Origin of the sequence: Microbulbifer thermotolerans (genome assembly GCF_001617625.1) — a bacterium.
In the GTDB taxonomy this organism is placed as follows: domain Bacteria; phylum Pseudomonadota; class Gammaproteobacteria; order Pseudomonadales; family Cellvibrionaceae; genus Microbulbifer; species Microbulbifer thermotolerans.
Window position 1 is genome coordinate 299,789 of record NZ_CP014864.1, and the last position, 14,673, is coordinate 314,461.

Sequence of the window (14,673 nt, forward strand, 5' to 3'; positions counted from 1 at the left end):
ATAGAGACAAGGAGACCAGGTATGTCAGAGAGCATTCACAACAAACTCAAGCGCGTGCGCAAGCCGCGCGTTCACATTACTTATGACGTTGAGACCAATGGCGCTGAAGTCAAGAAGGAATTGCCTTTCGTTGTGGGAGTAATGGGTGACTACTCCGGTGACAATGCAGAGAATCGCAAGGCACTAAAAGAGCGCAAGTTTGTACAAATAGACCGTGACAACTTCAATGACGTCATGGCCAAGGTCAACCCCAAGTTGAATCTGCAAGTGGAAAATACGCTCGCCGGCGATGGCAGTAAGCTGGGAGTTGATCTGGATTTCAAAAACATGGATGACTTCTCCCCGGAGCAAATTGTCGAACAAGTTGAGCCGTTGAAGCAGTTGCTCGAAGCGCGCAGCAAGCTGCGGGATCTGTTGAGCAAAGCGGATCGTTCTGAGGAATTGGAAAAGGTTCTCGAAGATATTCTGAAGAATACTGAAAATGTCAGTGCTATCTCTGAACAGCTGGGCCTGGGCGAGAATAAAGGAGAGGAATCAGAATGAGCACCGAAGTAGAAAATGTCGCAGAAAGTGCAACGGAAGAGCAGTCGGCCAGCCTGCTGGAGCAGGCTATTGCTGCGACTAAACAGACCGAGCCGGAAGAAGCACAGGACCTGATCGCCAATCTTACCGAGCAGGTTCTGAAAGGTACGGTTACTTGGGATCGCAATCTGACTCAGACGATCAAAAAGGCGGTGCAAGCGATCGACCAAGCAATGTCAAAGCAGCTTGCGGCGATACTGCACGATGAGAAATTTCAAAAGCTCGAGGGCTCCTGGCGCGGTCTGCACCATTTGGTGATGAACAGCGAGACGGGTGCGACCTTGAAGATTCGCATGCTCAACTTGACCAAGCGCGAATTGTTCCGGGACCTCGATAAAGCCGTTGAGTTCGACCAGAGCCAGACTTTCAAAAAGATCTACGAAGAAGAGTTTGGTACAGCTGGTGGTGAACCGTATGGCTGTATGATTGGCGATTTCGAGTTCACCAGCCATCCCGAGGACATAGAGCTGTTGAGCAAGATGTCCAACGTGGCCGCTGCTGGATTCTGTCCCTTTATCTCCGCCGCAGGTGCGGGCATGTTTGGCTTCAAAGACTTTACCGAACTGTCCAAACCCCGCGATCTGGGCGCGATATTCGAATCTGGTGAATACATCAAGTGGCGCAGCTTCCGCGATAGCGAGGATTCCCGCTTTGTGACTCTGGTAATGCCTCGCACGCTGGCGCGCACTCCGTATGGCGCCAATACCAAGCCGATAGAGTCGTTCGACTTTGAAGAATTCGAAGTGGATGAGTCCGGCATTTCGCGCCCGGCCGAGCACGACCAGTATTGTTGGATGAACGCCGCTTATGTAATGGGGACTACCCTGACGAAAGCGTTTGCGGAGAATTCCTGGTGTACCGCGATTCGTGGTGCTGAAGGTGGTGGCAAGGTAGAGGGACTGCCGACTCATATCTTTAAGAGCGACGATGGGGATATGGATCAGAAGTGCCCGACTGAGATCGGTATCACCGACCGCCGCGAAGCAGAGCTGAGCGCTCAAGGTTTCCTGCCTCTGTGCCACTATAAGAATACCGACTACTCAGTATTCTTTGGCTCTCAGAGCACCCAGAAACCGAAGACTTACGATGACCCGGATGCGACCGCAAACGCTGCTATTTCAGCGCGCTTGCCCTATCTGATGGCCACTTCGCGCATTGCACATTACTTGAAGGTAATGGCACGCGACAAAGTCGGCTCCTTTATGGAGGCGAGCGACTGTGAGCGCTGGTTGAATAAGTGGATTTCCCAGTATACCAACTCTAATCCCGATGCGAGCGCGGAGATGAAAGCCAAGTATCCTTTGGCAGAAGCGCGTGTCGAGGTGAAGGAGATCCCCGGCCAGCCCGGTTGCTACAGTGCGGTGGCCTATCTGAAGCCATGGCTGCAAATGGAAGAGCTGACGACTTCCATGCGCATGGTTGCCAATATCCCCTCCGCGGGATAAACCAGGGGCCCGCCAGTCTGGCGGGCCGCTTCATTCTTGGCCTCCGGCGCCCAATTGCGCCTAACAAGCTGCACAGCGTGACCTATTCCCAGGGGTACGCGATATGTCCTTTCTTATTGATTTATAGGAGTTCGTTTCCGTGCCCGCTGAACTGCCTGCACAAAATCCCGGTGATGATGGCCCACTGCTATCTCCACAGCTTATGGGTTCTGGGTGCAGTTCTTTGCGCAAGTTTCTCAATGAGCCTGATGATCTTTTTGCCTTCGAATATTGGCTCACGGAGATCTGCCCCTGCGTGCACCGAGAGAAATTCACTGTACGTCAGTGGCTTAACCGCCTAGTAGCGGAATTGGACGAAGTAATTTGCGAGCAGATTAACGCTATATTGCACCACCCCAGATTTCAGCGCCTGGAAGCAAGCTGGCGGGGGGTGTCGATGTTGGTGCACAGTGCGCCGCATTCGGACAATATTAAAATCAGACTGTTGGATGTCAGTTGGCGGGATCTGAGCAAAGATATGGAAAGAGCGCCAGACTTCGACCAGTCTGGTCTTTTTCATCTTGTGTATAACGAGGAATTCGGCACGCCTGGTGGCGAGCCCTTCGGGTTACTGCTCGGAGACTACTATATTTCCCACAGGCCTTTTGAAGGCCATCCCTACGATGATGTATTCACCTTGCAAGGCATAGCCCACACGGCTGCGGCCGCCTTCGCTCCTTTTGTCTGCGGCGTGACACCGCAGTTATTTGGTGCGGATCATTTCGATGATCTGGCGAGGCCGATCGATTTCGCAGAAGTGTTCCGGCAAAAGCAGTACATCCGTTGGAATGGGTTGCGGGATTTGGAAGACAGCCGTTTCTTGGCCGCGACTTTGCCCCAGATATTGATGCGCGAACCTTACAACACTGAATTTTCCAACTACCGCGGGCTGCGTTTTGCAGAGCAGGTCTCTGATGCCCACAACAGAAACTATCTGTGGGGAAATGCATGCTTTGCCTTGGGGGCGGTATTGATCCGGGAATTCAGTGAGGTCGGTTGGTTCTCTCATATCCGCGGTGTGGCCAGAGATAGCTACGGTGGCGGGTTGGTTACCCAATTGCCTGCTTTGCAATACAGGCCAGATAGCAAAGCCGGCATGGTGAAAATGACAACCTCTATATTGGTAACCGATTTCGCTGAGCGGGATCTTAGCGAGCTGGGGTTTACCTGCCTCTGCCATTGTTATGATACCCCCTACAGCGCGTTCAACAGCGTGCCGTCATTGCAGCGTCCAAAGCAATACACCACCAAGGCCGCAACGGCGAATGCTCGCATTAGCTCCATGTTACAGCAGATTCTTTGCGCATCCCGTTTCGCTCACTACATAAAAGTTATGATTCGGGACAAAGTAGGGGCGTATATGAATGCGGCCGACTGCGAGCGCCAGCTGCAGAAGTGGTTGGATCGATATACCACCGGGCGCGATGACCTGTCCTGGGAAATGTTGGCTCGGTATCCTCTGCGCGAAGCCCGGGTGCGCGTAATGGATGAGCCTGGCAAGGTGGGTAGCTACCAGAGTGTCATTCACCTGAAAAGCCACTACACAGTGGATCATTTGGTGTCAGAATTGAAGCTGACTACAGCGCTGGCACAGATAGGGACATTGCAATAAAAAATGGTCAGAGAAAAGCGCTTGCTAGCGCCGGTACTGGACCGGCTACTAGAGTCGTCTCGCAATATGGATCTTCACCAGCCACATCAAATTCTGAAACAGCTACGTGAGGGTGTCCGGCGCGACCTCGAACATTTATTTAACACACGCTACTGTTGTGTCTCCCCACCTGAGACACATGTGCACCTGCAGTCCTCCAATATGAATTACGGATTGCCAGACTTGTCCACGGTCAATCTGTCCTCACTGGAGAGCCGCAAACGTTTTTGCCGCGATATTGAGCGCACCATATTGGAATTTGAACCGCGTATCCGTTCCGTGAAAGTCACGACCCAAGACAAAATCGATGTGGAAGATCCAAGTATCCGCTTTCGCGTAGAAGCGGTATTGCATGTGAATCCCGCATCGGAAGTCATTGTATTTGACTCAGCCCTAAATCCGGTGACTCAGACGGTCGATGTGTCGGAGATACTGTGATGAGTGAAAAATTGATTGATTTGTACGAGCGTGAGTTGGCGTTTGTGCAACAAACCGCAGCGGAATTTGCACGCATGCACCCGGCTGCGGCCTCGCGCCTGCAACTAGATACAGATACGGTAGACGATCCATTGGTAGGCCGGCTGATGTCGGGCTTCGCCTATTTGAATGCGCGAGTGCAACAGAAGCTCAGCGATGACTTCCCAGAGCTCACCGATGCAATGCTGGAGACGCTCTATCCGCATTACCTGAGACCAATACCATCTTGTGCGGTAGTACAGTTTGAGCCCGAGTCGGATCTGGATGCGATAGTGCGCGTAGACGCTAATACCTTGCTGGAAACGGAAAGTTTTCAGGGACAGACATGTAGATTTACCAGTCGTTATCCAGTGGATATATGTCCCTTTCAGGCCGTGAGTGCCAGCCTCATGCCCCGCCCTTTCATTGCGCCGGGATGTAACGAAATTCAGAGCGCTAACGCGGTATTGAAGCTTTCACTGAAAACCCAAAGCCCCGATCTGAATTTCTCCGAAATCAAGCCGGGCCATTTGCGATTTTTTCTGCGCGGCCAGCCGAGTCATGTCTACGCTCTTTACGACTTACTGTTAAGCAAATGTGTTAAGTTGGTCGTTGCCAATGGAGAAGCGGACCCGCACCCAACCTATCTTGAGCCGGATTCATTGCAGCCCGTAGGGCTTGACCCCGACCAGGGGCTGCTTCCTTATCCGGATACAGCATTCATAGGCTATCGGTTGCTGACCGAATACTTCGCATTTCCGGAAAAGTTCCATTTCATTGATATTAATGGCCTTGAGCATGCACTGAATGACAGCTACGGAGACTCTTTAAATCTATATTTCTATTTGTCGGAAAATCACGACGAACTGGAAAAGCAACTGACCCCAGGCATGTTTGTTCTAGGATGCACGCCTGTAGTCAACCTATTTCCGCAGACCGCCGACCCAATTCCACTTACTCATGCGCAATACAACTACCATGTGGTTCCCGACGCACGGCGTAGTGATGGACTGGAAATTTATTCCATCGACTCTGTGACGGCGACCGATGGCAGTGGAAAAAGCACAAGCTATCGTCCTTTTTACGGTATTCAGCACAGCCAACACCACGCTCGACAGACCGCTTTTTGGTTTAGCCGGCGACGGGAGGTTATTGAAGGGGAGCACCGAAACGAACAGGCGTCGGAAGTGGATATCTGTTTGGTCGACCTTGAATTTAACCCCCATAAAATCAGCGATCAAACTCTCGATATACAGCTGACCTGTTGTAACAGGAACCTACCCAAAAAACTGCCCAGTGGAAACGCGCAGCCCTATCTAGAGATAGTAGATGGCGACGCTCCGGCGCGCCGAATCAGTTGTGTTGTCTCACCCACGGCAACTCTACGCCCGCCCAGACGTGAACGTGGCTACTGGCGTTTAATTTCACACCTCAACCTGAATCACCTATCGCTGTCAGCGAATGGCGGTTGCGAAGCGCTCAAGGAGATTTTCCGTCTCTACGACTTCCGTGATTCCGCTAGCACACGCAACTTAATCGAGTCTCTGCAAAAAGTGAGCACGCGACCGATTACCGCGCCCATACAGATAGACCACAGTGTAGTCTTGTGCCGAGGTACGGAAGTCAAGATCGAACTTGACCCGATGATGCTGACCGGTACCAGCCCGCTTCTGTTCGCCAGTGTGATCGAACGCTTTCTGGGTTTGTACTGTTCACTAAATTCCTTTACACGACTGATTGCCACTATCAGTGGTAGAGACGGAGAACTTAAACGATGGCCGCCTCGAGCCGGAGACAAAGCCTTACTGTAATCGAGCGCCTGGTTAGTGAGCCTTACCGCTTTGATTTTTTTCAGGCGGTACGTTTACTCGAACGCGCGACAGCAATGGCTGGTGACGACTGCGCCAGAGAGATAGTCGCCGGATCTGCGCCACCGTCGCGGGAGTTGATACGCTTCCGCGCCCATTCAGGTCTTTCGTTCAATGGTGCCGACATACTGTCTCTAGAGCAGCGAAAAGTACCGGAGGACGGGCTGACCCAGTGGAACATGGATGTGGGCTTCACTGGTCTAGCTGGTAGTCAGGGGGTAATGCCCTATTACCTCACGGAATTGGTGCTGAAAGAGCTGAGGGAAAAGAACACCGCGTTGCGGGATTTTCTCGATATTTTCAATCACCGTCATATTTCGCTTTTTTACCAGGCGTGGCATAAGTACCAGCTTCCTGTGAACTATGAACGGCACCACCTACGCAAGGCGCGGGAGCCGGATCTCTTCAGTCACGCACTCGCTTCTTTGGCCGGAATGGGAACTGGCGAAATGCGCTATCGCATGCCGCTGCCAGATGAAGCGTTGTACGGTATGGCAGGTCACCTGAGTAGACAGCAGTGTTCTGCTGCGGCTTTGGTGGGCATGATTCGCCATTACTTTGGATTGAAAGTCAGTATCGAACAATTTCTCGGGCAGTGGGACGAGCTACCGGGGGATGTGCTCTGTCGTTTTCCTGGTCCAGAAAACCCACAAGGAATTAATAATTGTTTGGGAGTCAATGCGATACTGGGTACATGTTGCTTTCAGGCACAAAATAAGTTTCGTGTCGTGGTTGAACCGATGGCTTATGACCAGTTTATGACGTTGTCCCCGGGCTCGGAAAAACTGGAGTCACTCAAGTCATTTATCCAGTTTGCTGTAGGTGTGGAGATGGACTTTGAAATCTCTGTAACTTTATTTATGCGCCAAGTAGGACCGGTACAACTGGCAAATGATTCCCAATACCAGCCGCTGCTGGGTTGGAACACCCATATGGCCAATGAAGACTTGGACGGCCGTCGCGTGGAGATCACGTTGAGCGCTGATCGAGTGTCTCCAGACGAAGCCTTACCCATGGCCTGATGTCAAATCCAAAACCGATAAAAGGAGCTTTGTCATGATTAATATTGATTTGAAGCGGCTGGTAGACACTATGACGCCTCATATGCGCGACTCGCTTGAGGGTGCGGCAGGCCTGTGTCTAGCGCAGAGCCAATATAATGTTGAGCTGGAACACTGGTTATTGAAGCTGCTGGATCAATCGGATACAGATCTCTACCACCTGCTTGAGAAGCATGACTGTAACCCCTCGCATCTGGCCAAGCAGCTCGCGACGGCAATTGCTGGCTTCAAGTCCGGCAGTAGTCGGCCGGCTGCGTTATCACCGACGGTCGTTGAGGCTGCGAAGAACGCATGGATGCTGGCATCCATTGACTGTGGCCACCGTGCTATCAGCTCAGGACACTTACTGGCTGCGCTGCTTTTGGACGAGACTTCTCGTCGACAGTTACTGGAATCCTGTCCGGAATTGAAAAACATTGCCCCGGAGTCGATTCGCGAGACTGCCCGTGCCATGTTCGGACAAAGTGGAGAGTCCCATCATTTAAGTGGTATCTCCAGCAGCGAAGAGGGCGCTGCCGCGGTTGCCGCGGCGGCGAGCAAGGCCCCGGCACTCGATAAATACACCATCAACCTTACCGAGCGGGCTGAGAAAGGCGAGATTGACCCAGTGCTGGGAAGGGATGAAGAAATACGCCAGTGTATCGATATACTCACACGCCGTCGTCAGAACAACCCAATACTGACAGGGGAAGCCGGTGTGGGTAAAACCGCGGTTGTGGAAGGTTTCGCACTGCGTATCGCCAGTGGAGATGTGCCCGATCCCCTGAAAGGGGTTGCTGTACGGACCCTGGATTTGGGCCTGTTACAAGCTGGTGCAAGTGTTAAAGGTGAGTTTGAAAACCGTCTGAAATCAGTAATAGAAGAAGTTCGCGCCTCGGCTACCCCGATTATTTTATTTATTGATGAGGCGCATACCATGATCGGCGCAGGAGGGAAGGAAGGGCAGGGAGATGCTGCCAACCTGCTAAAACCGGCGTTGGCGCGCGGTGAATTGCGTACTATTGCGGCCACTACCTGGGCTGAGTATAAAAAATATTTTGAACGCGATCCCGCGCTGACCCGCCGCTTCCAGGTGGTAAAAGTTGAAGAGCCCTCAGAAGATAAAGCTATCGACATGATGCGTGGGATAGCGACTACACTGGAAGCGCATCACAAAGTGCGCATTTTAGATGAAGCAATCGTTGCCTCGGTAAAACTTTCTCACCGATATATCCCTGGCCGCCAACTTCCAGACAAATCCGTCAGCCTATTGGACACAGCCTGTGCGCGGGTAGCCCTGGGGCAATCGGCGACGCCCGGTGCTATTGAGGACACCAAACGTACTATCGCACGTGCGGAGCACACGATAGAAAAATTGAAACGTGAGAATGCCGCTACCGGTGCCCATCAAGAACAGCTGCACAGTTTGGCGCAGGAACGCGCTGAGGCCGAAGAGCGCCTGACAGCACTGGAAAGCCAGCTTGCGCAGGAAGCGGAACTGATTCAGCAAATTAAAGCGTTGCGCGATGAAATTGATCTGTGTTTTCAGAACCAAACTGAAGAAGAGCCGGCAGACGAAGCAAAACTGGCTGATTTGAAAGAACAATTGCAATCACTGCATTCCCAGCTGCGTGAGATACAAGGTGAAACACCACTGATGCAGCCAGCTGTAGATGAGCAGGCCATTGCTGAAGTCGTGGCGAACTGGACCGGCATCCCTGTAGGGAAAATGGTCAGTGATGAAATAGCCACCATACAGACGCTGGCGGAGCGGCTGAACAAGCGAGTGATAGGGCAGCCACACGCCATTGAGGCGGTCGCTCAGGCAATCCGAACTTCCAGAGCAGGACTTACTGACCCACGCAAGCCTGTTGGGGTTTTCCTCTTTTGTGGCACCAGTGGTGTGGGTAAGACGGAGACTGCCCTGGCATTGGCGGATGAACTGTTTGGTGGTGAGCAGAGCATCACCACCATCAATATGGCCGAGTTCAAAGAGGAGCATAAAGTCTCTATGCTGCTCGGTTCCCCTCCCGGCTATGTTGGCTACGGCGAGGGCGGTGTGCTCACCGAAGCGGCGCGCCGCAAGCCCTATTCGGTAATACTGCTCGATGAGATGGAAAAGGCCCATCCAGGTGTTCAGGACATTTTCTACAATCTGTTTGATAAGGGCACCATCAAAGACGGTGAAGGTCGTGATATCGACTTCAAAAACACCGTTATCATTATGACGTCCAATGCCGGAGAAGATGCCATTCGGGCGATTTTCAACCAGGTGGAGGAAAAACCGGAACCGGATGTCCTGCTGGATAATATCCGCCCCTACCTGCTACAAAAATTCAAACCGGCCTTCCTTGGTCGTGCGAATGTAATTGCCTACTACCCACTGGATGATGAAAACCTCATAGAGATCTGCAAGATCAATATGCGTCGTATTGAAAAGCGTGTGAAGGAGCACTATGGTGCCGAATTCAGCTACGACGAAGATGTATTGGTCAATATTGTCGCACGCTGCCAGGAGTCGGACACTGGTGCACGTAATATTGAGGTAATCCTAAACCGGACCTTGTTGCCATCATTGGCTAGTGAATGCCTGGACAAAATGGCGAAGGGCGAGGATATCACCACTATTCATGTAGGAGCCACGGAGGAAGGCGATTTCAGCTACCAGATCAACTGATAGCTGGAGGCCCGGTAATATTGCCGGGCCTCCCGTTTGCCTGCAGCTGTTAATACAGGATCGCGTAAGCCAATATACTGCCGAACGCAGTTATCAAATAGAAGTAACCGCCCACAAACGACACTGCCCCTCCGCTGCCGGGTTCTAATACATCCATTGCCCGGCGCACAGTAACTGCCAGAATGCAGAATCCCGCCAACATGGACCACCAATAGTAGCCGGTAAAGAACGGAAGAATGTTCACGGCGAGCACCATAATAAGAATCGACAGGTAGATACCGTTAGTGCTCTTGCGGGTAGTGGCAAACAGAAAAAATACGAGGTAGGCCGCATATGGCCAGAGGTTTAACCAGGGGTAGGGGGACTTTGACTCTCCCGCAGTTGTCAGGGCCGAGTCCATATTGGAATCACCCAGAAAACCCTGGTGAAAAAATATGAAATACCCCACAACGGCCAACAGGTAGCTGCCTGGTGACAGTGTGAGAAATTCGGGTGGACTGCCTAGCCAGCCTTTTCGGTAGAAAAAGGTTTGCGCCAGGAAAGAAGTTAGAATGATCGGCAGAGTGCAAACCAGGTTTAGCCAGAAGTTTTCCGTATAGAGCAGCGCCAGGAAAGGTGTCAATACGACAAGATCGCTCAAACGATCACTACGGAGATCCGAATTTTCAGTAATTTTCCTCTTTTTCTTGGCGATATAGCAATCAATGATTGCCAGAACTGAGGCAAATACACTTAGAATTGCAGTTGTGGGTAGAATTTCAGGCATGTTTATACTGTATTAAATATCTGGGAACAGCCTTTCAGCTAGGGAGCATATGTCGGTCAATCATACGGTGCCCGCATTACCAGATTCGATACTACCCGGTGGAATCTCAAAAAGCATCCTGATAAATGCAGCAGCTATGCCGGCGTTGTCGGCCACTCTAAGTCCGATAAATTGTGCCAGACGTGTTGTGATTTTTTACAAGTTTAACTCAATATAGTACGTCGCAAAAGATGCAATATGACTTTTAATCTTATAGTGTTTGGTGTGAGTTCATACGAAAGTTCAAAAATTTAAAATCATTCCTGACACATATGGTATCTATAAAGTCAAGCCAGAAATAAATGCGCGATGTTGGGATTATAAACACGATTATCAATCCTGCATTCAGCGCTACCTGCACGAGGTTTTTAATATAGAGTCAAACATTCGTTCAGTTCTCAGTTTATCAGAAAGCTCGCAAGATAGATTAAAGGACTCTCCATTCATTCCAAAATTCTCTCCTGGGTTTCGCTTTGCATATACCCAAATTTTGTATTCATTGTCATTATGTATAATTTTAATAAGCTGGGAGGAAACAAATTCTATCGGAAATATCTTTGCAAATGAGATATCGTACATAGCAGGAAGATAGACTTTCCCCGTCTAGTCAGCAGTAAATATATCTATAATTTCTTTTTTCAATTGATTGATCTAATAACCTTAGCTCCTGCGGCAGGTTCTCCATCCAGAGTTAGCCGGATATTCATTTCTGAAAATGTGTAGGCCTTTAATGGGTTTACGGGCGCCATAATATTCCCCGTGGTAGAGAAAATTGATATCAAACAATCAGGGGCACTGAAATACTATAGCCTTAGACTTGTTTCCATAATGCGTTATCTCTTAATCGGTGAGCATGGAAATGAGCTAAAGCTTCTCTTTTACAGGTAATGTTTTTCTGTTGGTTGGGGAGAACGCGGGTAGCTACCAGTTGCCCGATTTCTTACCAATTGCACTCGTTATCCGAAACCGTGATGAAAAAACAATATTCTCAATTGGTCCATGTATAAAGACGCAAATATTGTACATTTTTAAACCTCCTTGTTTGCACTGTCAGGAATTACGTCCCACTTGCATTTTGTTATAAATCGCTGTCCATCAACTTCTATTACCTGATATTCCTTTTCGATGTCACATATTACGAATAACGGCTTACCCCGTGACTCAGAATTCTCATTTTTTATACGTTTTACGCCATCCCATATAATATGTTCCTCACCATTTGTGGTGATAGCAATAAACTGATTGACCACAAATTCTTGCGGAAGTAGACTCAGCAAGCTGCGCTCGAATAGGGCAGGCATTTCAAAATAACCAACTTCGTTAGTTTTGGTTTTATCTATCTTATTTTTCTGGTAGTAGACTTTTCTTACTACAGTGGCGTTTTTAATTGGAATTCCATCTTTCTGAATAATTCCGGAAATGCCAGAAAAAGTATATACCTTCCCTGTATCAAATATTGATATGGCATTACTATCCATGCTTAAAAGAAAGATAATAAAAGAGAGAAAGATTTTAATAAACTTATAAGATATGCCAAGATTATCCATAATTTCTAAGTTCTTAGATGGAATATTGATTTTTCAATAGGGGAATAGGTCGCGGTTTCGGATAATAAGTGCAATTGGTAAAGGGACGGCCAGCTGGTAGAGTTGCGCCTTTCCCCGCCAAGAGAAAAGCACTGATGAACTACAACCAGCTGACCGAGAATGAACGATACCAGATCTACAGCCTGAAAACAGCCGGGCACTCTCAAGTTGAGATTGCCAAAAACCTGGGGCGACATCCTTCTACAATCAGCCGTGAGCTACGCCGTAACGCTGGACAGAGAGGATACCGTCCAGGGCTGGCACAAAAGTTTTCCGACACCAGGAGGCATGAAGCGTACAAGGCTCGAAAGATAACCGGTGAGGTGCGGGGTCAGATAGAAGTGTTAATTCGCCAGGAATTGAGTCCACAGCAAGTGGTGAGTTACCTGGAAAGACACACAGGGGGGCTCTGCATCACGAGACGATCTATCAGCTGATCTATGCCGACAAAATCAGTGGTGGAGATTTATACACTCACTTGCGAATCGCCTCAAAGCCCTACCGCAAGCGTTATGGCAGCAGAGACCGGCGCGGAAGAATCAAGAACCGTGTAAGCATAGAGAAACGGCCCGCTATTGTAGAGTGCTGTGGCAGAGTAGGCGACTGGGAAAGCGATACCATTATCGGCAAAGGACGCAAGGGAGCGCTGCTGACCATGGTTGAGAGAAAGACGCTTTACACAATTATTGTTCGCTTAACTGGGGAAAGAGTTGATCTGTTAGCCTAGGCCGCAGTTGATCACATGATACACCTGAAAGATAAGATCAAAACGATCACATTTGACAATGGACTAGAGTTTTCTGAGCACGGTGTGATAGCGAAAGGATTAGATGCGGACATCTATTTTTCCCACCCTATGCATCCTGGGAGAGGGGGGCAACGAAAATACCAATGGCCTCATTCGGCAGTACTTCCCGAAGGATACAGATTTTACCAAGGTGACAGATGAGGAAGTTCAATTTGTTATGGGGCGGTTGAACGGCAGACCAAGAGCAAGCATAGGCGGCTGGTCGCTGAATGAGTTATTTATGGGGCAGAGAGATGATTTTCTCGCTGCATAAAAATTGCACTTATTTCTTAAAACCAAGTGTGTGAGCTATCTATACCCTTTCTATCGATAAGTCTCAAAACTGTACAGGGCCTCATCTGCTTGCAGATCAAGGCCCTACAATATCAATTGTACTTTTTCCTGCTATTATCACTGACTATAGAAAGCTTGCCGCTATTTGACATTCTATCTGGTGCCAATTCTTTTTGATGCTACCCTTCCTTAAATATACTAGAGAAGGAAGATGACGTATTGCGATCCAGCATGAAATTCTGAAATGTCAGGATAAAAATTAAAAGTCACAACTAGATAGCCCTTCCATCAGCTAGTGTATTGCTTAGAGCTTGCCTACTAATCGCATTAACTCTGGCGGATAACTTCAGTAGGATATTGCGCAAAAAAGTTCTTGTTAGATCAGCTTTTTCAATAAGTTTTTCCATGCCAAGGAACTGAGCTATTTTTCGCATTAACAGAAGGACCCATTGAGAGATAGATTCGGTGAAGTCAATACCTTTTTTGAGGATATAGGCAAGGCGATCCATCAGTGTGAAGTAAGTTGATGCTCCAAAATCTATTAGTCTTCCTGCAAAATTTATGCATTTTTTTAGCACATAGACTATGGCATCACTAATCCATTCGATAGAAGATATGGTGGGGCCTATTATGGCTTTAGATTTTAACCATTCTTCAATTCCGGAATCGGTGCGCTTGGCAGGTCTCATGGAGTATATTTCATTCCATGATTTTTTTCCTACTGATTTTTTGTATAATTCCATATCATGATAGGTCGACCACGGTATAAGTCCTGGTGACGGGATATGATATTCTTTGCCAGAACTTGGTGTGTGTACGAAAGGCCATATCGGGATACAGGGAACTATATCAGTTTTATGGTATACCCGAAAAATATTTTCTTCTCCAAGTAAGCTAGTACATTTATCGGCAAATCCTATTAAGCCAACTCTGGGGCTTCCATACGTATATAGCCTTGGTTTGTGAATGGTATTTTTTGATATCCATTCTGCTGCAATTGTCGCGAGTGCTCCTCCTAGGCTATGTCCGAGACAGTGAACATCGGTGCCCGCAGGTAATTTGTCCACAAATGAGCGAATTTGAGGCAGCATGGATAGAAAGGCTTTATTGAATCCATCGTGAATAGCGTGACCACTACTTGACCTTGAAAGAGTAATATTTAGATTAGTTAGCCAATCAGCCAGATACTGAGTGCCGCGAAATAGTATAAATGCATTACCTTTGTACTCTCCTTGGCCGACCAGTAGGAAACCAAATGCAGTCCTAACCTTAATAATTCCTGGCCCTCCGGTTTTCCCCTTTAAAGTATTTTCTTCAGCGAATGAAAGTTTTCCACGGTATGAGCTATTTAAATAAGTCGTAGCAGCATCAAGTGTATCCAGTTTTGATAATGCGTATACATCTTGTGAAAGGTTTACTGATTGGAGTGGTGTTAATTTCATG

General features: G+C 48.8%; 11 protein-coding genes and 1 pseudogene. 8 read left to right on the top strand and 4 right to left on the bottom strand.

The genetic code is table 11. From position 1 onward, the window contains the following. The first annotated feature begins 21 nt into the window (after positions 1–21). The 7 genes from tssB (at position 22) to tssH (ending at position 9,758) form a co-directional block, all read left to right on the top strand. Positions 22–543, top strand: a complete 522-nt coding sequence (tssB, locus tag A3224_RS01260; protein WP_067150428.1) for a type VI secretion system contractile sheath small subunit — start codon at positions 22–24, stop codon at positions 541–543. After that, positions 540–2,027 (top strand): type VI secretion system contractile sheath large subunit, encoded by a 1,488-nt coding sequence (tssC, locus tag A3224_RS01265; RefSeq protein ID WP_067150431.1) that lies wholly within the window; start codon positions 540–542, stop codon positions 2,025–2,027. Before tssB ends, tssC (A3224_RS01265) begins: the two co-directional genes overlap by 4 nt. 223 nt (positions 2,028–2,250) lie before the next feature. Then, the gene (gene tssC, locus A3224_RS01270) at positions 2,251–3,678 is read left to right on the top strand and encodes a type VI secretion system contractile sheath large subunit (protein WP_231902427.1); all 1,428 of its coding nucleotides are present in this window, start codon (positions 2,251–2,253) and stop codon (positions 3,676–3,678) included. A gap of 3 nt (positions 3,679–3,681) precedes the next feature. After that, positions 3,682–4,155 (top strand): type VI secretion system baseplate subunit TssE, encoded by a 474-nt coding sequence (tssE, locus tag A3224_RS01275; protein ID WP_067150434.1) that lies wholly within the window; start codon positions 3,682–3,684, stop codon positions 4,153–4,155. Next, the gene (gene tssF, locus A3224_RS01280; RefSeq protein ID WP_067150437.1) at positions 4,155–5,984 is read left to right on the top strand and encodes a type VI secretion system baseplate subunit TssF; all 1,830 of its coding nucleotides are present in this window, start codon (positions 4,155–4,157) and stop codon (positions 5,982–5,984) included. Before tssE ends, tssF begins: the two co-directional genes overlap by 1 nt. Further along, positions 5,948–7,063: a type VI secretion system baseplate subunit TssG gene (gene tssG / locus A3224_RS01285; RefSeq protein WP_067150440.1), complete on the top strand. Its 1,116-nt coding sequence runs from the start codon at positions 5,948–5,950 to the stop codon at positions 7,061–7,063. The genes tssF and tssG overlap by 37 nt, the downstream gene beginning before the upstream one ends. Positions 7,064–7,097: 34 nt before the next feature. Further along, positions 7,098–9,758 (top strand): type VI secretion system ATPase TssH, encoded by a 2,661-nt coding sequence (gene tssH / locus A3224_RS01290; RefSeq protein WP_082817346.1) that lies wholly within the window; start codon positions 7,098–7,100, stop codon positions 9,756–9,758. A 49-nt stretch (positions 9,759–9,807) separates the two neighbouring features. Here tssH and A3224_RS01295 read toward each other — a convergent pair whose 3' ends face one another. From A3224_RS01295 to A3224_RS01300, 3 genes are all read right to left on the bottom strand, one after another. Next, entirely contained in the window at positions 9,808–10,524 is a 717-nt protein-coding gene (locus A3224_RS01295; RefSeq protein ID WP_067150443.1) for a hypothetical protein, read from the bottom strand. Between the two features lie 390 nt (positions 10,525–10,914). Further along, on the bottom strand, positions 10,915–11,142 hold the full coding sequence (locus A3224_RS17595; protein WP_407939265.1) for a DUF6795 domain-containing protein: 228 nt from the start codon (positions 11,140–11,142) through the stop codon (positions 10,915–10,917). A gap of 449 nt (positions 11,143–11,591) precedes the next feature. Then, complete coding sequence (locus A3224_RS01300; protein ID WP_067150447.1) at positions 11,592–12,110, bottom strand: DUF6795 domain-containing protein; 519 nt, start codon at positions 12,108–12,110, stop codon at positions 11,592–11,594. A gap of 134 nt (positions 12,111–12,244) precedes the next feature. On the opposite strand from A3224_RS01300, the pseudogene A3224_RS16395 reads away from it, so the two are divergent. Beyond that, positions 12,245–13,210 (top strand): annotated as a pseudogene (locus A3224_RS16395) (IS30 family transposase). 292 nt (positions 13,211–13,502) lie between these two features. On the opposite strand, the gene A3224_RS16400 reads toward A3224_RS16395, so the two are convergent. Beyond that, entirely contained in the window at positions 13,503–14,672 is a 1,170-nt protein-coding gene (locus tag A3224_RS16400) for a lipase family protein (RefSeq protein ID WP_082817347.1), read from the bottom strand. Position 14,673 lies beyond the last annotated feature (1 nt).

What these genes read in the sequence shown, in the direction of transcription:
- tssH (WP_082817346.1), top strand. Translation starts at nt 7,098, where the DNA reads ATGATTAATATTGATTTGAAGCGGCTGGTAGACACTATGACGCCTCAT.
- tssE (WP_067150434.1), top strand. Translation starts at nt 3,682, where the DNA reads ATGGTCAGAGAAAAGCGCTTGCTAGCGCCGGTACTGGACCGGCTACTA.
- tssC (WP_067150431.1), top strand. Translation starts at nt 540, where the DNA reads ATGAGCACCGAAGTAGAAAATGTCGCAGAAAGTGCAACGGAAGAGCAG.
- A3224_RS01295 (WP_067150443.1), bottom strand. Translation starts at nt 10,524, where the DNA reads ATGCCTGAAATTCTACCCACAACTGCAATTCTAAGTGTATTTGCCTCA.
- tssB (WP_067150428.1), top strand. Translation starts at nt 22, where the DNA reads ATGTCAGAGAGCATTCACAACAAACTCAAGCGCGTGCGCAAGCCGCGC.
- A3224_RS17595 (WP_407939265.1), bottom strand. Translation starts at nt 11,142, where the DNA reads ATGTACGATATCTCATTTGCAAAGATATTTCCGATAGAATTTGTTTCC.
- tssF (WP_067150437.1), top strand. Translation starts at nt 4,155, where the DNA reads ATGAGTGAAAAATTGATTGATTTGTACGAGCGTGAGTTGGCGTTTGTG.
- A3224_RS16400 (WP_082817347.1), bottom strand. Translation starts at nt 14,672, where the DNA reads ATGAAATTAACACCACTCCAATCAGTAAACCTTTCACAAGATGTATAC.
- A3224_RS01300 (WP_067150447.1), bottom strand. Translation starts at nt 12,110, where the DNA reads ATGGATAATCTTGGCATATCTTATAAGTTTATTAAAATCTTTCTCTCT.
- tssG (WP_067150440.1), top strand. Translation starts at nt 5,948, where the DNA reads ATGGCCGCCTCGAGCCGGAGACAAAGCCTTACTGTAATCGAGCGCCTG.